19 protein-coding genes, 1 other RNA gene and 2 pseudogenes are annotated in these 20,465 nt (G+C 61.3%); 13 read left to right on the forward strand and 9 right to left on the reverse strand.

Translation table 11 applies throughout. The features are described 5' to 3' along the window. Positions 1 to 48 precede the first annotated feature (48 nt). Complete coding sequence (gene grpE, locus QYE47_RS09890) at positions 49 to 606, reverse strand: nucleotide exchange factor GrpE (protein ID WP_010955367.1); 558 nt, start codon at positions 604 to 606, stop codon at positions 49 to 51. Positions 607 to 798: 192 nt separating this feature from the next. Between grpE and recN the strand changes: the two genes are divergently transcribed. Continuing rightward, positions 799 to 2,472: a DNA repair protein RecN gene (gene recN, locus QYE47_RS09895; RefSeq protein ID WP_070384359.1), complete on the forward strand. Its 1,674-nt coding sequence runs from the start codon at positions 799 to 801 to the stop codon at positions 2,470 to 2,472. A 189-nt stretch (positions 2,473 to 2,661) separates the two neighbouring features. On the opposite strand, the gene fur is transcribed toward recN, so the two are convergent. Then, complete coding sequence (fur, locus tag QYE47_RS09900; RefSeq protein WP_003249922.1) at positions 2,662 to 3,066, reverse strand: ferric iron uptake transcriptional regulator; 405 nt, start codon at positions 3,064 to 3,066, stop codon at positions 2,662 to 2,664. Positions 3,067 to 3,163: 97 nt separating this feature from the next. On the opposite strand from fur, the gene QYE47_RS09905 reads away from it, so the two are divergent. After that, positions 3,164 to 3,700, forward strand: a complete 537-nt coding sequence (locus QYE47_RS09905) for an outer membrane protein assembly factor BamE (protein ID WP_023390041.1) — start codon at positions 3,164 to 3,166, stop codon at positions 3,698 to 3,700. A gap of 63 nt (positions 3,701 to 3,763) precedes the next feature. Here QYE47_RS09905 and QYE47_RS09910 read toward each other — a convergent pair whose 3' ends face one another. Then, positions 3,764 to 4,198, reverse strand: a complete 435-nt coding sequence (locus tag QYE47_RS09910; protein WP_014592414.1) for a type II toxin-antitoxin system RatA family toxin — start codon at positions 4,196 to 4,198, stop codon at positions 3,764 to 3,766. A gap of 163 nt (positions 4,199 to 4,361) precedes the next feature. Between QYE47_RS09910 and smpB the strand changes: the two genes are divergently transcribed. After that, positions 4,362 to 4,844 (forward strand): SsrA-binding protein SmpB, encoded by a 483-nt coding sequence (smpB, locus tag QYE47_RS09915; protein WP_014592415.1) that lies wholly within the window; start codon positions 4,362 to 4,364, stop codon positions 4,842 to 4,844. Between the two features lie 163 nt (positions 4,845 to 5,007). On the opposite strand, the gene QYE47_RS09920 is transcribed toward smpB, so the two are convergent. Further along, on the reverse strand, positions 5,008 to 5,775 hold the full coding sequence (locus QYE47_RS09920) for an FCD domain-containing protein (protein WP_010955371.1): 768 nt from the start codon (positions 5,773 to 5,775) through the stop codon (positions 5,008 to 5,010). Positions 5,776 to 6,031: 256 nt separating this feature from the next. On the opposite strand from QYE47_RS09920, the gene QYE47_RS09925 reads away from it, so the two are divergent. From QYE47_RS09925 to ssrA, 5 genes are all read left to right on the forward strand, one after another. Beyond that, a complete protein-coding gene (locus tag QYE47_RS09925; RefSeq protein WP_041167080.1) occupies positions 6,032 to 7,702 on the forward strand; it encodes a lactate permease LctP family transporter in 1,671 nt (556 codons plus the stop codon). 62 nt (positions 7,703 to 7,764) lie between these two features. Beyond that, a complete protein-coding gene (lldD, locus tag QYE47_RS09930) occupies positions 7,765 to 8,910 on the forward strand; it encodes an FMN-dependent L-lactate dehydrogenase LldD (protein ID WP_003249907.1) in 1,146 nt (381 codons plus the stop codon). Positions 8,911 to 8,985: 75 nt separating this feature from the next. Further along, positions 8,986 to 11,796, forward strand: coding sequence for an FAD-binding and (Fe-S)-binding domain-containing protein (locus tag QYE47_RS09935; RefSeq protein WP_070384360.1), 2,811 nt, complete (start codon positions 8,986 to 8,988; stop codon positions 11,794 to 11,796). A 474-nt stretch (positions 11,797 to 12,270) separates the two neighbouring features. Then, positions 12,271 to 12,558 (forward strand): hypothetical protein, encoded by a 288-nt coding sequence (locus QYE47_RS09940; RefSeq protein WP_014592419.1) that lies wholly within the window; start codon positions 12,271 to 12,273, stop codon positions 12,556 to 12,558. A gap of 99 nt (positions 12,559 to 12,657) precedes the next feature. Further along, positions 12,658 to 13,049, forward strand: a transfer-messenger RNA (tmRNA) gene (gene ssrA / locus QYE47_RS09945). Between the two features lie 234 nt (positions 13,050 to 13,283). Here the strand turns inward: ssrA and QYE47_RS09950 are convergent. The 3 genes and pseudogenes from QYE47_RS09950 to QYE47_RS09960 all read right to left on the reverse strand — a co-directional run. After that, positions 13,284 to 13,433: pseudogene (locus QYE47_RS09950) on the reverse strand (helix-turn-helix domain-containing protein); the annotation flags it as partial. A gap of 127 nt (positions 13,434 to 13,560) precedes the next feature. Continuing rightward, positions 13,561 to 14,169: a LysE family translocator gene (locus QYE47_RS09955; protein ID WP_019438954.1), complete on the reverse strand. Its 609-nt coding sequence runs from the start codon at positions 14,167 to 14,169 to the stop codon at positions 13,561 to 13,563. After that, complete coding sequence (locus tag QYE47_RS09960; protein WP_070384361.1) at positions 14,162 to 14,461, reverse strand: hypothetical protein; 300 nt, start codon at positions 14,459 to 14,461, stop codon at positions 14,162 to 14,164. Before QYE47_RS09960 ends, QYE47_RS09955 begins: the two co-directional genes overlap by 8 nt. A 101-nt stretch (positions 14,462 to 14,562) precedes the next feature. On the opposite strand from QYE47_RS09960, the gene gcvA reads away from it, so the two are divergent. The 3 genes from gcvA (at position 14,563) to QYE47_RS09975 (ending at position 16,488) form a co-directional block, all read left to right on the forward strand. Then, the gene (gene gcvA, locus QYE47_RS09965) at positions 14,563 to 15,465 is read left to right on the forward strand and encodes a transcriptional regulator GcvA (protein ID WP_070384362.1); all 903 of its coding nucleotides are present in this window, start codon (positions 14,563 to 14,565) and stop codon (positions 15,463 to 15,465) included. Positions 15,466 to 15,910: 445 nt separating this feature from the next. Next, positions 15,911 to 16,153 (forward strand): hypothetical protein, encoded by a 243-nt coding sequence (locus tag QYE47_RS09970; protein WP_003249899.1) that lies wholly within the window; start codon positions 15,911 to 15,913, stop codon positions 16,151 to 16,153. 71 nt (positions 16,154 to 16,224) lie between these two features. Next, positions 16,225 to 16,488 carry a DUF3077 domain-containing protein gene (locus QYE47_RS09975; RefSeq protein WP_003249898.1) on the forward strand — a complete coding sequence of 88 codons (264 nt, stop codon included), beginning with the start codon at positions 16,225 to 16,227 and terminating at the stop codon, positions 16,486 to 16,488. A 39-nt stretch (positions 16,489 to 16,527) separates the two neighbouring features. Here QYE47_RS09975 and QYE47_RS09980 read toward each other — a convergent pair. Then, positions 16,528 to 16,916: pseudogene (locus tag QYE47_RS09980) on the reverse strand (nuclease); the annotation flags it as partial. 179 nt (positions 16,917 to 17,095) lie between these two features. Between QYE47_RS09980 and QYE47_RS09985 the strand changes: the two are divergent. Next, positions 17,096 to 17,479, forward strand: a complete 384-nt coding sequence (locus QYE47_RS09985; RefSeq protein ID WP_070384363.1) for a nucleotide pyrophosphohydrolase — start codon at positions 17,096 to 17,098, stop codon at positions 17,477 to 17,479. Positions 17,480 to 17,503: 24 nt separating this feature from the next. Continuing rightward, positions 17,504 to 19,372, forward strand: a complete 1,869-nt coding sequence (locus QYE47_RS09990; RefSeq protein ID WP_070384364.1) for a DUF2075 domain-containing protein — start codon at positions 17,504 to 17,506, stop codon at positions 19,370 to 19,372. A 46-nt stretch (positions 19,373 to 19,418) separates the two neighbouring features. On the opposite strand, the gene QYE47_RS09995 is transcribed toward QYE47_RS09990, so the two are convergent. Beyond that, complete coding sequence (locus tag QYE47_RS09995; protein ID WP_070384365.1) at positions 19,419 to 20,426, reverse strand: Ldh family oxidoreductase; 1,008 nt, start codon at positions 20,424 to 20,426, stop codon at positions 19,419 to 19,421. Positions 20,427 to 20,465: the final 39 nt, after the last annotated feature.

Raw genomic sequence — 20,465 nt, forward strand, 5'->3', positions numbered from 1 at the left:
GGTAATACTTGAAGGCTTGACACCTAGATGGGGATGCCCCGAAGGATTTCAAGCCTTTTCATTGATCGAGGGTTGCGCCGCGCTCGGCGCCTTGCTGACCACCACCATGGCGGGGCGCAGCAGGCGGCCGTTCAGCAGGTAGCCCTTCTGGAACACGTTCAGCACGCTGTTTGGCTCGACCTCGGCGTTTTCCTGCATGGCCATGGCCTGGTGGTGCTCAGGGTTGAACGGCTGGCCGTGCGGGTCGACAGCTTCAAGGTTGTAGCGCTTGAGGGTGTCCTGGAACATCTTCAGGGTCAGCTCGACCCCTTCGCGGATCTGCTTGACGTGCTCATCGTCGGCACTGGAGTGAGCCAGGGCCAGTTCCAGGCTGTCGATCACCGGCAGCAAGTCGCTGGAGAACTTCTCCAGGGCGAACTTGTGGGCTTTCTCCACATCCTGCTCGGCACGACGGCGTACGTTCTGCAGGTCGGCAACGGCGCGCAGCGCCTGGTCCTTGGCTGCGGCCAGCTGTTCCTCGAGCTCCAGAACACGGGTATCAGCTGCATTGCCTGCACCGGTTTCTTCCACGTTAAGGTCTTTCTCGTTCAGCTGCTCATCAGCCATGGGGTCTCTCCTGCGCAATTTTGTGGACTGCGAGCCAGGCTCGCCTTGGATGTCGGCTATATGGGGCCGGAAAAACCAGGTTCAAGGGGCAAGGTGGTTTTCGAGGCTGCAACAGAATCTGCGAAGGGGCATTGGCAGGCCTGAAAAAAGTACTGTATAAATAACCAGACCTGATTTCCGGGAGCCGCCCCCATGCTGGTGCACCTGTCCATTCACAACTACGCCATCGTCGAGCACCTCGACCTCGAAATCGCCCGTGGCATGTCCGTCATCACCGGCGAGACCGGTGCCGGCAAATCGATCATGCTCGACGCCCTCGGCCTTGCCCTGGGCGACCGTGCCGACAGCGGCGTGGTGCGCCCCGGCACCGACAAGGCGGACATCCTGGCCACCTTCGACCTGGTGGACATTCCCGAAGCGCATACCTGGCTGGCCGAGCGCGACCTGGACAACGAAGGCCTGTGCATCTTGCGCCGGGTGATCACCGCCGAAGGCCGCAGCCGCGGCTACATCAACGGCACGCCCTGCCCGCTCGGCGACCTCAAGGCGCTGGGCGAACTGCTGATCGATATCCACAGCCAGCACGAGCACCAGTCCCTGCTCAAGACCGACACCCACCGTCGCCTGCTTGACGAGTATGCCGGTGCCGTCGACCTGGCCCGCCAGGTACAGCTTGCAGCCAAGCGCTGGAACCAGACCCGCCTGGAGCTGGAGCGCCTGTCCAACTCGGGCGACGAGCAGCGCGCCCGCCACCAGTTGCTCAGTTACCAGCTGGAAGAGCTGGACAACCTCGGCCTGGGCGAGCACGAACTGGAGCAGCTGGAGCAGGAACACAAGAACCTGACCAGCGCCGAAGCCCTGTTCGGCATCTGCCGCCAGGTCATCGACCAGTGTAGCGAGAGTGATTCGGGCAATGTGCTCAGCGCCCTCACCTCCAGCCTCAACCGCCTGGGTGCCGCCACCAACTCGCCCAAGGCACTGAGTGAAGCGGCCAACCTGATCGCCAGCGCGCAGATTCAGGTCGAGGAAGCCGTGGGCGAACTCAACCGCTTCCTCGACAACTTCGACGCCGACCCGATGCGCCTGCAAGCCCTGGAAGAGCGCCTGGACACCATCTACACCCTGGCGCGCAAACACCGGGTGCACCCCACCGAGCTGCCCCACCTGCAACAGCAACTGATGGAGGAGCTGGAAGGCCTTAACGCCAGTGACGAGTCGATCGAGCGGCTGGGCGAAGAGCTTGCCGCCTACGCCCAGCACTATAAAGAGAAGGCGCGCGAACTCAGCGGCCTGCGCCAGCAAGCAGCGCAGCAGCTGGCAGGCGCGGTGGAGCAGGAAATCCAGCGCCTGGGCATGCCTGGCGGGCGCTTCTGCATCGAACTGACAGCGAACGAAGGCGCCGAACTGTCACCCCATGGCCTGGAGCAGATCGAACTGCTGGTCAGCGCCAACCCTGGCCAGCCGCTCAAGGCCCTGGCGAAGGTGGCGTCGGGTGGCGAACTGTCGCGCATCAGCCTGGCGATCCAGGTCATTACCGCGCAGACCTCGCGTATTCCCACCCTGGTGTTCGACGAAGTCGACGTGGGTATTGGCGGGCCAACGGCAGAAATCGTCGGCCAACTGCTGCGGCGCCTGGGCGAGCGCGGCCAGGTACTGACCGTGACCCACCTGCCGCAGGTGGCGGCGCAGGGGCATCACCATTTGTTCGTGCACAAGGTGCGCAACAGCGACACCACCCACACCGCCGTGGCTAGCCTTGGCAAGCGTGAGCGCGTGGAAGAAGTGGCGCGGATGCTCGGCGGGATCGACCTGACCAAGGAATCTTTGGCGCATGCGCGCAAGATGGTGGTGAGCGGCAAGGCCTGAGCCTTGCTTTTCCAGGACGATTCGCGGGCACGCCCGCTCCCACAGGGTGATCACAGGATCTGAAACCTGAGGTGTACCTGTGGGAGCGGGCGCGCCCGCGAAGAGGCCGGCACGGACAACACATCTTTTAGCCCCAGAAAGCACAAAGGCGACCCGAAGGTCGCCTTTGCTATCCATAACGAAAAATCGTTACTTCTTCTTACGCACGTACAGGACCAGATTGTGGTCCACCAGCTCGAAGCCATGCTCGGCTACGATTTCGCGCTGGCGCTTCTCGATTTCGGCGTCCATGAATTCGATGACTTCACTGGTATCCACGTTCACCATGTGGTCGTGGTGACCGCCATCAGCCAGCTCGAACACTGCATGACCGCCGTCGAAGTTGTGGCGAACCACCAGACCCGCCGCCTCGAACTGGGTCAGCACGCGATAGACGGTGGCCAGGCCTACATCCTCGCCAGCCTCCATCAGCGCCTTGTAGACATCCTCTGCACTCATGTGACGCTGCTCGGTAGAGTCGAGCATCTGAAGGATCTTGACTCGAGGCAGGGTCACCTTGAGACCGGCTTTGCGCAATTCGCTATTTTCAACCATGGTCAGCTTTCTCGCCGATGCTGCTTCGCAGCTTCTCTTAATACGGGTATGATCGGGGTTTACGTTGTCCAGCCAAGATAGTGGAAGTCGCCCACCGATGCAAAACACCAAGCTCTTGCTAACCAGCCTCACCCTAGTGGGACTGCTCGCACTCGCCGGTTGCTCGTTTCCCGGGGTTTACAAAATCGACATCCAGCAGGGCAATGTCGTCACGCAAGACATGATAGACCAATTACGCCCGGGAATGACCCGCCGGCAAGTAAGGTTTATCATGGGCAACCCGCTGATTCAGGACACCTTCAACACCAATCGTTGGGATTACCTGTACAGCCTGCAGCCTGGTGGCGGTAAACGTCAGCAAGAACGCATGAGTGTATTTTTCAACGAAAGCGATCAACTGGTCAGCCTGTCTGGCGACTTCATGCCAGGCGTAAGCCGCGATCAGGAAATCCTCGGCGGCAGCAGCGACACCACCGTCAGCCCAGCCACCGAGCCAGGCCAGGCCGAACAGCCGGCAGCGCAACCTGAAGAAAAACCGGCCAAGCCTGGTTCGACCGAAGAGTCCATCCAGCGCGAGATCGACACCATCGAGACCACCCCGGTCCCGACCCCGGCACCGCTGGAAACCCGCTAAGCGGGAACAGCAGATGCAAAAAAGCCCGGACCTGGTCCGGGCTTTTTGTTTGCGCCTTATCCGTCAGGCATTCAATTGCTTGGCGCGCTGGCAGAACGCATCGACCAGTGTGTTGGCCGCCTGATTGAACAGCGGGCCCAACGTGGCGCGCACAATCGGCCCAGCGTAATCGAAGGAAAGGTCCAGGCTGATCTTGCAGGCTTTTTCACCCAGCGCCTTGAACACCCACACACCATGCAACTGGGTGAATGGCCCTTCTTCGAGGTTCATCTCAATGGACTGCCCCGGCACCAGCACGTTACGCGTCACGAAGTGCTGGCTCATACCACCCTTGGCCACTTCGAGCTTGGCACGCATGTGTGTATCGCTGGTTTCGATCACCGTCGAGGCCGAGCACCACGGCAAAAACTCAGGGTAGCTGGCCACATCGTTGACCAGATCGTAAAGCGCCTGGGCGGGGTATGGCAGCAGGGCGGAGCGTTGAATATGGGTAGTCATCCAGGCGTCACTTCCAAGGCTGGGTGGCGGCGCTTCGCAGCGTGCCGAAAACAGGTTCTGTGCGTATGACAGGGTTTGTATTGTCCGGTATTCATTCCAGTGGCTCAAGCACACCGAAATCCCATAGCGGACGACGCGCGGACTTGCCTATAATGCCGCCCCTATGGCTAAGCAAAAAAAACATCCGACCGGGACCATCGCGCAAAACAAGAAAGCGCGACACGATTACTTCATCGAACACAAGTTCGAGGCCGGGCTGGTCCTGTCCGGCTGGGAAGTAAAAAGCCTGCGAGCCGGCAAGGCGCACCTGACTGACAGCTACGTGCTGCTCAAGGACGGTGAGGCCTGGCTGTTCGGCAGCCACATCACCCCGCTGACCACGGCCAGCACCCACGTCATCGCCGACCCTACACGCACCCGCAAGCTGCTGCTGAACAAGCGCGAGCTCGAGCGCGTGGAAGCGGCCGTGGCGCAAAAAGGCTACACCTGTGTGGCTTTGGCGCTGTACTGGAGCAAGCACCTGATCAAGTGCGAAATCGCACTGGGCAAGGGCAAGAAGGAATTCGACAAGCGCGACACCATGCGCGAACGCGATTCCAACCGCGAGCTGCAGCGGGCTGTGCGGAACAAGGGCAAGGAAGACTAACCAGCCTGCCTGGCCGCTGTGGGAGTGGCCTTGTGTCGCGAAAGGGCTGCGAAGCAGCCCCAGCAATCTGCGCATCGACGCCGATCCTGGGGTCGCTCTGCGACCCTTTCGCGACGCAAGGCCGCTCCCACAGGCCCCGCGTTACAGCACAAAGAGCGTGCTCTCAGCGCCCGCTGCGCCGCTCCGCCCGCGCCACCCGCTGCGCTTCTTCGTGCGCCTCATGCAGCACCTCCTGCACATACAAAATGTGCCGGCTGGACACCTCTCGCGCATCCTCCGCCCTGCCCTCGACAATCGCCAGGTACAGTTCCCGGTGCTGACTGATCAGCATGTCCCGGGTTTCGGTGCGCTGCTGGTACATGCCGCCGATGTTGGTCACCACGTTGCGCTTGAGCAGGTCGAACAGCCCCCGGATGGTGTGCAGCAACACCGCGTTATGGCTGGCCTCGGCGATCGCCAGGTGAAAGCGCGCATCAGCCGCGCCCTCCTCGGCACGGGTCACCTCATCGACCCTGGCATAGCAGTCCTGCAGCGCATCGAAGGCCGCCTTCAACCGTGCCCGGTCCGGCTCGGTGGCACGCTGGGCAGCGTAATAGGCGCAGGACGCCTCCAGGGTATGGCGGAATTCGAGCAGGTCACGCTGCGCTTCGGCACTGTGCTCGAGCAACTGCAGCAACGGGTCGCTGAAGGTGGACCCCAACGACTCCGCCACAAAATTACCCCCGCCCTGACGGCTGACCAACAGCCCCTTGGCCACCAGCTTCTGGATCGCCTCACGCAGTGACGGGCGGGACACACCAAACTGTTCGGCCAGGACGCGCTCGGCCGGCAGCCGCTGCCCCGAGGTCAGCGTGCCTTCCAGAATCATCCCTTCCAGCCGATCGACAATGTCGTCGGACAGGCGCCGTTGGCGTACCTGATCAAAAACCATCACATGCTCTCCACAAACCCCCGGCAAATTTCAGGGGGTGTCTATTCTCGCCGATCCAGGCCACGCAAACACCCATCAAGCCGCGATTTTCCGAGCACATCAGACGCCCGCTCATCGGCACGCGACCAAAGTTTTGCACGGGACAAATTGACACACCCACGGCAGCGCTTTTAACCTAGCGCCCAGCCATTGTAAATTGGTCTTACCAATTATCCAATGCCAGTGCCTGACCAACAACAATTAGGGGCCACCCCATATGCAAACCTGGCAACAACTCTATAGCCCGCTTGGTAGTCTTGGCTTGTCCGCACTGGCGGCGGTCATCCCTATCGTGTTCTTCTTCCTGGCCCTCGCCGTGTTCCGCCTCAAGGGCCACGTAGCGGGCAGCATCACCCTCGCGCTGTCGATCCTGGTGGCGATCTTCGCCTTCCAGATGCCTGTCGACATGGCCCTCGCCGCCGCGGGTTACGGCTTCCTCTATGGCCTCTGGCCAATTGCCTGGATCATCGTTGCCGCGGTGTTCCTGTACAAACTCACGGTCAAGAGCGGCCAGTTCGAAGTGATCCGCAGCTCGGTGCTGTCGATTACCGACGACCAGCGCCTGCAAGTGCTGTTGATCGGCTTCTGCTTCGGCGCCTTCCTCGAAGGTGCGGCAGGCTTTGGCGCACCGGTGGCCATCACTGCCGCACTGCTGGTGGGCCTGGGCTTCAACCCGCTGTACGCTGCCGGCCTGTGCCTGATCGCCAACACCGCGCCAGTGGCCTTCGGCGCCCTGGGCATCCCGATCATCGTGGCCGGCCAGGTTACCGGTATCGACGCCTTCCACATCGGCGCCATGACCGGCCGCCAGCTGCCGCTGCTGTCGCTGTTCGTGCCGTTCTGGCTGGTGTTCATGATGGACGGCCTGCGTGGCGTGAAGGAAACCTGGCCTGCCGCCCTGGTCGCCGGCCTGAGCTTTGCCGTCACCCAGTACTTCACCTCGAACTTCATCGGCCCGGAACTGCCAGACATCACCTCGGCTCTGGCCAGCCTGATCAGCCTCACCCTGTTCCTGAAAGTCTGGCAGCCCAAGCGTGCGTTCAGCGAGGCCAAGGGCAGTGTCGGCGCAGCCGTTGTGCAGCCAAGCGGCAGCCAGCCTAGCCCGTACAGCTTTGGCGAGATCTTCAAGGCCTGGTCGCCGTTCCTGATCCTCACCGTGCTGGTCACCATCTGGACCCTGAAGCCGTTCAAGGCGGCTTTCGCTCCGGGCGGCGCGATGTACAACTTCGTGTTCAACTTCGCCATCCCGCACCTCGACCAGCTGGTGATCAAGACCGCACCGATCGTTGCCGCGCCGACCGCCATGCCGGCGGTGTTCAAGCTCGACCCGATCTCCGCCACCGGCACCGCGATCTTCCTCTCGGCGCTGATCTCGATGGCGGTGCTGAAGATCAACTTCAAAACTGGTCTTACCACTTTCAAAGAAACCTTCTGGGAACTGCGCTGGCCGATTCTGTCGATCGGCATGGTGCTGGCTTTTGCCTTTGTCACCAACTACTCGGGCATGTCCTCGACCATGGCCCTGGTGCTGGCCGGTACCGGCGCCGCGTTCCCGTTCTTCTCGCCGTTCCTCGGCTGGCTGGGCGTGTTCCTGACCGGCTCGGACACCTCGTCCAACGCCCTGTTCGGCTCGCTGCAGGCCACCACCGCGCACCAGATCGGGGTCAACGACACCCTGCTGGTGGCGGCCAACACCAGCGGCGGCGTAACCGGCAAGATGATCTCGCCGCAATCGATCGCCGTGGCCTGCGCCGCTACCGGCCTGGTCGGCAAGGAATCCGACCTGTTCCGCTTCACCGTCAAGCACAGCCTGTTCTTCGCCACCATCGTCGGCCTGATCACCCTGGTCCAGGCTTATTGGCTGACCGGCATGCTGGTCCATCACTAAAGTGAAAGGGGCCGGGCGCCATCGCGCGCCCGGCACTCCCACAAGCAACGCTGCGAGAATCCATGATCATTTCTGCCTCTACCGACTATCGCGCCGCGGCCCAACGCAAGCTGCCCCCCTTCCTGTTCCACTACGCTGACGGCGGCGCCTACGCCGAGCACACCCTGCGCCACAACGTGTCGGACCTGGCCGGCATCGCCCTGCGCCAGCGCGTGCTGAACAACATGTCCGAGCTCAGCCTGGAAACCAAGCTGTTCGACGAAACCCTGAGCATGCCGGTGGCCCTGGCCCCGGTCGGCCTCACCGGCATGTACGCCCGTCGCGGTGAAGTGCAGGCAGCGCGCGCGGCAGCCGCCCACGGCATCCCGTTCACCATGTCGACCGTGTCGGTGTGCCCGATCGAAGAAGTGGCGCCCGCCATCAACCGGCCAATGTGGTTCCAGCTGTATGTGCTCAAGGACCGCGGCTTCATGCGTAATGCCCTGGAGCGGGCCAAGGCCGCCGGCGTCAAGACCCTGGTGTTCACCGTGGACATGCCCGTACCCGGCGCTCGCTACCGCGACGCCCACTCTGGCATGAGCGGCAAGAACGGCCCGCTGCGCCGCGTGCTGCAAGCCATGACCCACCCCGAGTGGGCATGGGATGTGGGCGTGATGGGCCGCCCGCATGACCTGGGCAACATCTCCAAATACCGTGGCAACCCCACCGGCCTTGCCGACTACATCGGCTGGCTGGGCAACAACTTCGACCCGTCCATTTCCTGGAAAGACCTGGAGTGGATCCGCGAATTCTGGGACGGCCCGATGATCATCAAGGGCATTCTCGATGCCGACGACGCCCGCGATGCGGTCAAGTTCGGTGCCGACGGCATCGTGGTGTCCAACCACGGCGGCCGCCAGCTCGACGGCGTGCTGTCCAGCGCCCGCGCCCTGCCGGCCATTGCCGACGCGGTCAAAGGCGACCTGAAGATTCTGGCCGACTCGGGCATTCGCAGTGGCCTGGACGTGGTGCGCATGATCGCCTTGGGTGCCGACACCGTACTGATCGGCCGCGCCTTCCTCTACGCCCTTGCCGTGCATGGCCAGGCCGGCGTGAAAAACCTGCTTGAGCTGTTCGAAAAGGAAATGCGCGTGGCCATGGTGCTGACCGGTGCCAAGTCGATCAGCGAGATCACCCGCGACTCGCTGGTACGCGAACTGGGCGCCTGAACGCCTGCAAGAACCACCGCCTGAATGACCCGGGGCATGTAGCGCACAGACGCCACAGCCCCGCGAGGAGACTGCATGAGCCTGCCCGCCGCGTTCCTGCGTGATGCCGAGCGCCTGATCCCCGCCGAACGCCGCTTCGACGACCCCACCTCCACCCTGGCCTTCGGCACCGACGCCAGCTTCTACCGCTTGATCCCCAAGCTGGTGGTGCGCGTCGAGTCCGAGGACGAAGTGGTCGGCCTGATCAAACTGGCCCAGCGCGAGCGGGTGCCGGTCACCTTCCGCGCTGCCGGCACCAGCCTGTCTGGCCAGGCCATCAGCGACTCGGTGCTGATCGTGCTCGGCGATAACTGGAACGGCCGCGAAATCCGTCGCCAGGGTGAGCAGATTCGCCTGCAACCCGGCGTGATCGGCGCCCAGGCCAACGCCTGGCTGGCCCCCTTCGGGCGCAAGATCGGCCCCGACCCGGCCTCGATCAACGCCTGCAAGATCGGCGGCATCGTCGCCAACAACGCCAGTGGCATGTGCTGCGGCACCGCGCAAAACACCTACCACACCCTGGCGGGCCTGCGCCTGGTGCTGGCCGACGGCACCCGCCTGGACAGCGAAGACCCGGCCAGCGTCGCCGCCTTCGAAAGCAGCCACGCCGAACTGCTGGAAGCACTGGCCCGCCTGGGCCGCGAAACCCGCGCCAACACCGCGCTGGCCGAACGCATCCGGCACAAATACCGGCTGAAGAACACCACGGGCCTGTCACTGAACGCGCTGGTGGACTACGACCAGCCGCTGGACATCCTGCAGCACCTGCTGGTCGGCTCGGAAGGCACCCTGGGCTTCATCAGCGCCGTCACCTACGACACCGTGCCCGACCACCCGCACAAGGCCAGCGCCCTGCTGGTGTTCCCCAGCGTCGAAAGCTGCTGCCGCGCGGTACCCGTGCTCAAGCAGCAGCCGGTCTCGGCCGTGGAACTGCTCGACCGCCGCAGCCTGCGCTCGGTGCAGAACATGCCCGGCATGCCGCTGTGGGTAAAAGGCCTGTCGGACAATGCCTGTGCCCTGCTGATCGAATCCCGCGCCGCCAGCCAGAGCCTGCTGCACGAGCAACTGCAGCAGATCATGGCCTCGATCGCCGACTTCCCGCTGGAACAACAGGTGGACTTCAGCGAAGACCCGGCCGTGTACAACCAGCTGTGGAAAATCCGCAAGGACACCTTCCCCGCCGTCGGTGCCGTGCGCCAGACCGGCACCACGGTCATCATCGAAGACGTGACCTTCCCCGTCGAGCAACTGGCCGAAGGCGTCAACCGCCTGATCCAGCTGTTCGACAAGCATCACTATGACGAAGCGATCATTTTCGGCCACGCGCTGGAAGGCAACCTGCACTTCGTCTTTACCCAAGGTTTCAACAGCGCCGAAGAAGTCGCCCGTTACCAGGCGTTCATGGACGACGTGGCGCAGCTGGTGGCGGTGGAGTTTGGCGGCTCGCTCAAGGCCGAACACGGCACCGGGCGCAACATGGCGCCCTTCGTGGAGCTGGAGTGGGGGCACGACGCCTACCAGCTGATGTGGAAGCTCAAGCGCCTGCTCGACCCCAACGGCATCCTCAACCCCGACGTGGTGTTGAGCGACGACCCGGATATCCACCTGAAAAACCTCAAGCCGCTGCCTGCCGCCGACGAAATCGTCGACAAGTGCATCGAGTGCGGCTTCTGCGAACCGGTGTGCCCGTCCAAGGGCCTGACCCTCAGCCCGCGCCAGCGCATCGTCATGTGGCGTGACATCCAGGCCAAGCAACGCGCCGGCATCGACACCCGCGCACTGATGCAAAGCTACCAGTACCAGGGCATCGACACCTGCGCCGCTACCGGCCTGTGTGCCCAGCGTTGCCCGGTCGGCATCAACACCGGCGAGCTGGTGAAGAAACTGCGCAGCCAGGCCGCCGACCACGCTAAAACCGCCGACTGGCTAGCCGAGCACTTCCACACCGCCCTAAGCGGTGCGCGCCTGACCCTGACCGCCGCCAATACCGCACGCAAGCTGCTTGGCGCCCCGCGCCTGGGCCGCCTGAGCGCCTCGCTGAGCAAAGCCAGCAAAGGCCGCCTGCCACAGTGGACCCCGGCCATGCCGCAACCGCTGCGCCCCCTGGCCTTCGGCGCGACCAGCAACGACGCCCGCCCCCGCGTGGTGTACCTGGCTGCCTGCGTCTCACGGGTAATGGGCCCGGCCTATGCCGACCGCGAACAAAGCTCGCTGCTGGACAAAACCCGCGCCCTGCTGGAAAAGGCCGGTTACCAGGTGGTGTTCCCCGTCAACGCTGACAGCCTGTGCTGCGGCCAACCGTTCGCCTCCAAGGGCTACCCCGAGCAGGCCGAACACAAACGCCAGGAGCTGATCACCGCCCTGCTGCACGCCAGCCGCGGCGGCCTCGACCCGATCTATTGCGACACCAGCCCCTGCACCCTGCGCCTGGTGCAGGACCTGGGCGACACCCGGCTGGACCTGTACGACCCCGTGCGCTTCATCCGCACTCACCTGCTCGACCGACTGGAGTTCACCCCCCAGGACGAACCTGTAGCCGTGCACGTAACCTGCAGCACCCAGCACCTGGGCGAAAGCCAGGCCTTGATCGACCTGGCGCGGCGTTGCAGCAAACAGGTGGTGATCCCGGAAGGCATTCATTGCTGCGGGTTTGCCGGTGACAAAGGCTTTACCACCCCCGAGTTGAACGCCCACTCGCTGCGCAGCCTGAAGGACGCCGTGCAGTATTGCAGCGAAGGCATTTCCACCAGCCGCACCTGCGAGATAGGCCTGTCGAGCCACAGCGGCATCGACTACCACGGCCTGGTCTACCTGGTAGACCGCGTCACCCGGCCACGCAGCTTCTAACGCGTTGATATAGGTGGGGAGCGCTGTGTAGGAGCGGGTTTACCCGCGAAAGGGCCGGCCCTGCTGGCCAATTTCTACCCGTCGTCCACCGTCGCAGCCACCACCGTATTCGCGGGTAAACCCGCTCCTACGCAGATTGGAGGTGGACACACATTGGTGATTGGACACAGCCCGTCGTGTAGGAGCGGGTTTACCCGCGAAGAGGCCGGCCCTGCTGGCCAATCTCCACCCGCCGTCCACCGTCGCAGCCACCACCGCGTTCGCGTGTAAACCCGCCCCTACACCGATTGGTGGTGCCCACACATCGGTGGCTGTACACAGCCCGCCGTAGGAGCCGGTTCACCCGCGAACACCGGCAACGCCGGTGCCATCCCCACCTCAATATCGCCCCGCCACCATCCCGATTGAACCCCCGCCAATCCCCCACAGTCCACCTTACAGGCCCACCTTCCAGAGGCCCCAGAGGAGACACCCATGAAAGGTACCGCACTTTCGGCCCTGTTCGCGGCCGCCACCCTGCTGGCTTCGCCGGTGTTCGCCGCCGATGACCTCTGCACCACCAACCTGCAAAAGATCGACGACAGCATGGCCACCGCTGGCGCCACTTCCGAAGGCCTGGACAAGGCCATCACCGAGCACGTCGACAAAGCCAAGGCCGCCCAGGCCTCGGGCGACACCAAGGAGTGCATCGCCATTACCAGCAAAGTGCTGGAGCGCCTGGAAAAAACCGAGAAAGGCAGTAGTGGCAACGGCGGCGCATGAGCCCCAAAGCGGGCGACTGGACCGGCTGTCGACGTCGCCCGCGCAATGGCGTATACTCCGTCCTACGCGCCGTAAGGTGCGTTAGCCAAGAGCTAGTGCGGGGCCGATTAGGATTCGACGCCGGTAGCGAAACTCTAGGTGCATGCCGAGTTGGTAACAGAACTCGTAAATCCACTGTTGCAACTTCTATAGTTGCCAATGACGAAACCTACGGCGAGGAATCCTACGCTCTCGCAGCGTAAGTGACCTTTGCTTCTGGTAGCTTCGGCTCCAGCAATCACTAGGGGATGCCTGTAAACCCGAAATGATTGTCATACAGAACAGGATCGTCGCGTAGCACGTTGTGGGCGAAGTGACTAAAACTTACACAACTCATCCAAAGCACCCTGCCCGTCGGGCGGCTGCGGATTAAATCAGTAGACACGGCTAAGCATGTAGTACCGACAGCGGAGTACTGGCGGACGGGGGTTCAAATCCCCCCGGCTCCACCAAATCCAAAGAAGAAGACGCCCTCGGGCGTCTTTTTTTGTGCCTGGTATTTGGGCGCTGCGGGTCGTAAAAATCGGAGTTAACCCTTCCTTGCAGGGCGTTTCCCAAAGATATTCCCTGCGGCTCCCAGTCCGTTGTAGATCTCTTCGAATGTACCATCACGGTTCATACGTTCAATTTGACTCTCTAGCAAAGCGCAGTCGCCCTCACCCCACCAGCGACAATCCCCTACCCACCCCACCACGCGGCAGATCCTCGAGCCCGTCGATACCATTGGCCAGGTACCGACTACGCCACTTGAACACCACCGGCGCGGTAACGTTCAGCCGCAAGCTGACCTCCTTCGGTGTCAATCCACTGTCCAGCAACAGCAGAATCGAGGCCCGGGTAACGCTACGATAGGGCATTCGCCCGGAGCGGGCAGTCTTCCTCAGATGTGCGCGGTCGTCATCCGACAGCAGGAATTCCAGTGCCTTCCTGGCCATGCAGCCTCCTGGTTACATTCAAAACGGTTCATTTGCTGGCCGACGCCATCAGCACGCCAAAACAGACGAAAGTGACGCCCGAAAGCTTGCCGACAATCCGCGCGCCGCGGTTGGTCGACAACCAGCCCCTGGCGCCGTTGGCCATCAGCGCATAGCCGGTGTGCACCAGCACCACCAGCAGGGCGTAGGACGACACCAGTATGAAGAACTGGCTGTAGTAGCTGTCCTGCGCACGGATGAACTGCGGGAAAACCGCCAGGAAGAAAAATCCTGCTTTGGGGTTGAGCAACTGGATCGACAGCGCCTCGACAAAACGGCGCCAGGGTTGCGTGGCGGTCACTGTGAGCTCGGAGATAAAGCGCTGCGTGCGCCACATCTTCACCCCCAGGTACAGCAGGTACAGGGCACCAACATACTTGAGCACGGTGAACGCCATCGCCGAGGTCGCCAGGATCAACCCGACACTGCTGGCCGAGAGTCCGGCGACGATGAAGGCGCCCAGGGCGATGCCGAGGATCCCAGGCAGCGCGCCGCTCCATCCATGGCGCAGGGCGTTGGAAAGTGTCAGCACCACTCCGGGGCCAGGGCTGAGTACGGTAAGCGTCGCGAGAATGAGGAACAGTCCATAACTAGCCATGCAGCATGCCTCCTGGCAGCAGGTTCAACAACGTCCGCGCCGCCCAGAGCAGGTATTGCCCCAGCAGCCCGGTGAACAGCAGGCCGGCACCGACCACATAGAGGTACGGTTGCAAGCCTTGATAACGCCTCCACCCCCGCTCGCCACACAGCGCCTGAATACAGGTGGCGCCATCCAGCGGCTGCACCGGCAGCAGCAGATACAGCAGGAAATCGCCGGGCAGGCACAGGCCAAGTATCACGGCAGCGCGCAGCGAATCCCGATCGGCAGCATGGGTGGTGTTCACAGCCATGGGGCGGCGGCCAGGGCAGAAAGAGCGGCCTTCAGGGTGGCGCGAAGCGCAACTGCTGACAAACGCTTTTATTGCGCCTTTGATGTGACTAAATTAGACAGATGATCGCCGACCTCCCGCCCTTGAACGCCGTCCGTGCCTTTGCCTCGGCTGCGCGTCACCAGAGCTTCAGCCGTGCCGCCGAAGAGCTGCACGTTACCCACAGCGCCGTCAGCCGCCATATCCGGCTGCTCGAGGAACACCTGGGGGTGGTGCTGTTCGAACGCCGCAACCGGCAATCGCTGCTGACCCCGATCGGCCAGGCCTATTTCGAACAGATCAGCCAAGGCCTGGCGCAGATCGCCAACGCCACCCACGCCCTGACCCACGGCAGTGCGCCGCGCAAAGTAGTGATCAATGTCCGACCGTCTTTCGCGGTGCGCTGGCTGATCCCGCGTCTGCCCGATTTCATGGCGCAGCATCCGGACATCCAGCCTGAGGTGGTCACCAGCACCCTGGCCCCGGACCAGTCACGGGAAGCCTTCGATGTGGTGGTACGCCGTGGCAGCTCGGGCTGGGCGGCCAACGTGGAACCGCACGTCCTGCTCGAGGACGACATGCTGCTGGTCGCCGCACCCGCCCTGCTGCAGGCGATACCGGTAATTGCACCGAGCGATGTGCTGCGCCATACCCTGCTCTCGGGCCGCACCCGCAGTGGCGACTGGGCGGCCTGGTGCAAACTGGCCGGCATCAGCCAGCCGCAGCGCCAGCCAAGACTGCAGTTCGACCACATGCACCTGGTGCTGCAGGCCGCCGTCGATGGACTTGGCGTGGCGCTGTGTCCGGCCTCGCTGCTGGGCAAGGACCTGGCCACCGGTCGCCTGCACAGCCCACTGCCACACCTGCGCCTGCCACTGACCCGTTACTACTACGGGGTATCCCAGGATGCGGTCGCCGAGACCCAGGTGTTCATCGACTGGATGTTCTCGCAGTTCAGCCCAGGCAGCGACCCGTTGCCGTTATGAGCGCCACTGACACGCAGCGCGCCGTCCTGCACCGGTAACGGCGTATCGAGAAGACACCTGCAGTGTTATCGAAGGGGGCCTCGGGCGTCTTTTTTTGTGCCTGCCATTTGGGCGCTGCGGGTCGAAAAAATCGGATTTAACCCCTTTCTTGTAGGGCGTTTCCCAAAGATACTGCCTGCGCCTGTTTTCCGTTGCACACGTTAAATACGGTCTCTAGTCTCGACGTGTCGTTGGCATTCAACGACCGGGTTTAGCCGCCCGCTATCGTCAGACAACACAGCCGTGCAATTCCGAGCAATCGGCATTGGCGCTTTATGGCGGCTGTGCGTGGGGCACCTTCGGGTGCGCCGGGTGCCTGACGTCCCGGTCGGCTAACCCGCGTACAGTTGCCACCTTACTGTTTAGCCGCGGTGGGTGGTTGCTTCACTACGACAGGAGCCACGCCATGCTAAAGATAGTCCCCGACCCACCCCACCACCTCCACTCCCTGGAAGACACGATCATGATGGCCTCGGACTACGCGCTCTGTGCAGAAGCCGTAGCCCAGCAGGCAATACTGATGCAGCCCAAGTCACCCGCATCGGTGTTGATCATGGCCTCGATGCACGAGCTAGAAACCCTGCGGCGATTACTCGAATCCGCGCTGACGCAAATACAGCAAACAGCCAACCCGCAACCGATGCATTGATTCGCATACCGAGCGGAAAACTGTGGGAGCCCGGCTTGCCGGCGCATCAGCAGAACCAGGGAAATTGAACAATGACAACCGAAGACACCCAATGCACAGTGGGTAAAACCATCTTCTTTCAAGGTGAAAACCAGACCCATCCATTGTTCCGCATCGAAGCCGGCATTCCTTGCCAGAACGCCCGCGAACAGGCCTCGGAACTGATGGGCTACGCGCGGGACCTGACCATCGACGGGCTGATGGAAGACAAGCCCAAACTGATCTGGGCGGCGCACTACCTCTGTGCTTTGGGTAAAGCGCTACTGGATGATGCCGAACTCGGCATGATGCGTTAAGCCCTGCGTCTTCCATTTACGTGGCCGCGATCACACGACCTAGGTGGCGGCCATATCATCGAAATGCGGGAAGCGCTCCTTCAAACGCTCAATCGTAGATCTCCATTTCGGTGTTTTTGGCCGACACACCGTATTCTGATTGCCGAACATCCCAATCTCTCGGACTGCCTGACTGATCGGCACGGTTTGCAACCATTGCACCGGAACGAAATACTCGCACTGCTCTGGGTCGTCGATGAATGCTGCGTCGTAGCTAGCACGGGATGCCACCTCCAGAACTAGACGCTCCTGGCCATCTTTCATCACTGTAAATTCATTTGCAGGTGATGCACCACCGAGAACCCGGCCCCCCCCACATAACCCTGCTGCGGAATATTTATCCACACACGGTCCCCAGCAGATAGCTGCTGGAGAGTCTTACTGCACCAAAAGTCCACCATTCAGGCGACTGCAACGTAGAGTGTATGTAGCGAGCGTTGGCAATCAAACCTATCGACAGCTGATAGGTAAAAAACTCAAAAAATACTCGGAAAGCAACAAAAACTCTTACAATCCAAGGCCGGATTTCCTACACATTTTCCCCACCGCTGACCAAGAGATAGCCCCCGTGAGTGACTCAGACGGCTCATCCGCGCCACTGATTGACGTAGTGAAGCTTGCCGCATCGCTCCAGCGGTTCGCAGATGACCGCGACTGGCACCAGTTCCACTCCCCCAAAAATCTCATCCTGGCTCTCACTGGCGAGGTAGGCGAGCTGTGCGAGATTTTCCAATGGATGAGCGATGCCGACTCGATCTCCGCCGCAACAGATCCCGAAATCGGCCAAGCCGTTAAGGACGAATTGGCGGACGTACTGATGTACTTGGTTCGCCTGAGCAGCGTACTCGGCGTTGACCTCAACGAGGCCGTGACACAGAAACTCGCCTCGAATGGCCAGAAGTACCCCGTGGATAAAGCCAGAAGCAACAGCAAAAAGTACGACCGACTCTGACCAACACGCACCTAAGGACAACCCGTGATCGTTTACGCTGCGACCAAACAGCAATTTCTTCAAGACAACGATAACGATGACATTGAGGAGGTGATCCTCAGGCATTACAAGGAAGCTACCGGCAAGAACGTTGGCACCTCGGAAATCAGGTCGTGGCAAGGATCCCTGACATACATGGCCAAGGTCCTTAGAGATGAAGGCCTGCCGAGCGATGCAGGCCTGGCCATTGAATTGCACATTCCGCAGTCGTCGAAGCGAATCGACTTTCTACTCACCGGTCGCGACGAAAACCAGGCAAAAAAGGCCGTACTGATCGAGCTGAAGCAATGGAGCAAGGCCAACGCCACAACCAAAGACGCCATCGTCAAAACGGCGTTGGGTGGCGGCCTCATTGAGACCATTCACCCGTCCTATCAGGTGTGGTCATATGCAGCGCTGTTGGAAGGCTTCAACGAGGCGGTGTATGACAAAAGCATCGAAATTCGTCCGTGTGCCTACCTCCATAACTATGTCAGCGACGGCATCATAGATTCGGCTCACTACGGGCCCCACATCAGCAAGGCTCCACTGTTCCTGAAAGGCCCGGAAGAGCTCAGTAAACTCCGAAGCTTTCTGAAAAAGCATATAACTCATGGGGACAACAAAGAGGTTCTTTACGAACTGTCCGAAGGAAAAATTCGCCCGTCCAAGGCGCTAGCCGAAGCCCTCGGCGGGTTGATGAAAGGCAAACCCGAGTTCGTGTTGATTGACGATCAGAAAGCAATTTTTGAGTCGGCGCTGGCGGCAGCAAGCGAGGCCTCGGAGCAAGCACCCAAGGTGATGATCATCGAAGGTGGACCGGGCACCGGGAAAACTGTTCTCGCTATCAATCTGCTGGTGAAGCTCACCGAATTGAAGCTGATGAGCAAATACGTCTCCAAGAATGCTGCCCCACGCAAGGTCTACGAAAGCAAACTGGTTGGCACCATCAAGCGCAGCCATTTCTCGAATTTCTTTTCAGGCTCTGGGGCATTCATCGACACTGAGCCCAACACATTCGATGCGCTTATCGTGGACGAAGCTCATCGGCTGAATGAGAAAAGCGGGCTTTATGGAAACCTTGGGGAAAACCAGATCAAGGAGCTGATTGACTCAGCGAAATGCTCCATCTTCTTTATCGATGAAGACCAACGTGTAACCTTGAGCGATATCGGCAGCAAGCAGGCGATACGCGCCTTTGCAAAAGCCAAGGGCGCTGTGGTTGAAGAACACGTGCTGTCTTCGCAGTTTCGCTGCAGTGGTTCTGACGGTTACCTGGCATGGCTGGATGACACGCTAGGAATTCGCTCGACGGCAAACCCGACGCTTGAGACTCAAGAGTACGAGTTCAAGGTGTTTGACTCACCTCAGGCGATGCATGAAGCAATCAACGAGAAAAACCACGGAAACAAAGCTCGTGTGGTTGCGGGCTATTGTTGGCCTTGGTTGAGCAAGAAAGACCCCGCCGCTGCTGATATCGTCATTGGTGACTACAAACGCCAATGGAACCTGGATCAGGATGGCAGCCTGTGGATCATCGCTGAGAACTCCATCGAGCAGGTTGGCTGCATTCATACCTGCCAAGGTTTGGAAGTCGACTACATCGGAGTGATTATCGGGCCAGACCTAGTCGTACGTGACGGTCAGGTAATGACATCCCCGGATGAGCGCGACAAGCACGATAAATCGATTCGCGGCTGGAAAAAAATGATGAAAGAGCAACCTACCCTCGCGAAAAATGAAACAGACCTGATCATCAAGAATACATATCGAACCCTGATGACACGCGGGATGAAGGGTTGCTATCTGTACTGCACCGACAAAGAGACTGCGCAATACTTCAAGAGTCGGCTTAGCCAACACAGCAATCATTGACGGTATCGTTTGCTTCTGGCGCAGCCGGCATTGGCAAAGGACGTGACTACCCCACTTGCACCTTAAACGCATCGTACGCTGCTAACGGCAGGCTGATCCCCTCACGAACCGCACGAGCATAAGCTTGCTCTTTACCCTTCCCCGGCAGGTAAACCCCCAAGGCCTCAAGCCGAGCCATCTGCTCGCCCAACCTTAAAGCAAAGCACTCGTCCAGCAACCTGGGAGCAATACCAATCACCAGCATCCCAGCCCCAGGGGATTCACTACCAGCACGGAAATCCGCTGCATCCAACGACCAATTGGCCCCCGTCACCCCCGCCGCAAGCACCTCAACCATCAACGCAATATTAGCCCCACGAACGCCCCCAAATGCCAGCAATGTCCCATGCAGTGCCTCCCGCGCGCTGCGCGTTTCATTGCCTTGTGCATCAACCGCCCAGCCTGCCGGTATCGCCTCCCCCGCTTCAGCGGCCCGCACCAGGTTTACGTAGGCCGTGGCGCTGCTAGCTTGGTCAATCGCCAGTAACCGCCCCGTGTCACTGGCGGCGGCAAATGCGATGGGGTTAGTGGAGTACAGCGGCCGGCTCTGGCCAGCCACGGTGAGCAGCGGTGAGCCATTGGTGAACGCCAACGCGACCAGCCCCTCCCGCGCCAGGCGACGGGTGTAATAGCCCAACTCGCCGCAGGTGAACGCGTTGAACTGCGCAAACAGGGCGATACCCAGTTGATGCGCATTGCTGCACAGCGCTGGGAAGGCGCGATCGAACCCCAGTTGCGCGATGCCTCGGGCCGCGTCGCAGCGGATCATGGCCGGCGCGACCTGGGTCACGATGGGTTCGGCCGCCGTGGCGATTCGGCCGGTGGCAAAGCCGCTTAGGTAGTCCGGCAAATGGCCGAAACCGAGTTCGTGTTGGCCATGGGCCTGGGCTGATACCGTGGCGGCGGCAAGCGCCGAGGCCACGGCGTGGCTGGCGCCGTGGGCCAGGCAGAGCTGTCGGGCGAAGGTGGTGGCATCGGTCAGGGACAGGCGCTTTTCGGGGTTTTCGTCGTCCATGGTTTCAGTGTTCCCGGATAGTAGGTGTGCCGCAGGCTG

Origin of the sequence: Pseudomonas sp. 2,4-D, assembly GCF_030418155.1 — a bacterium.
Lineage (GTDB): Bacteria > Pseudomonadota > Gammaproteobacteria > Pseudomonadales > Pseudomonadaceae > Aquipseudomonas > Aquipseudomonas alloputida.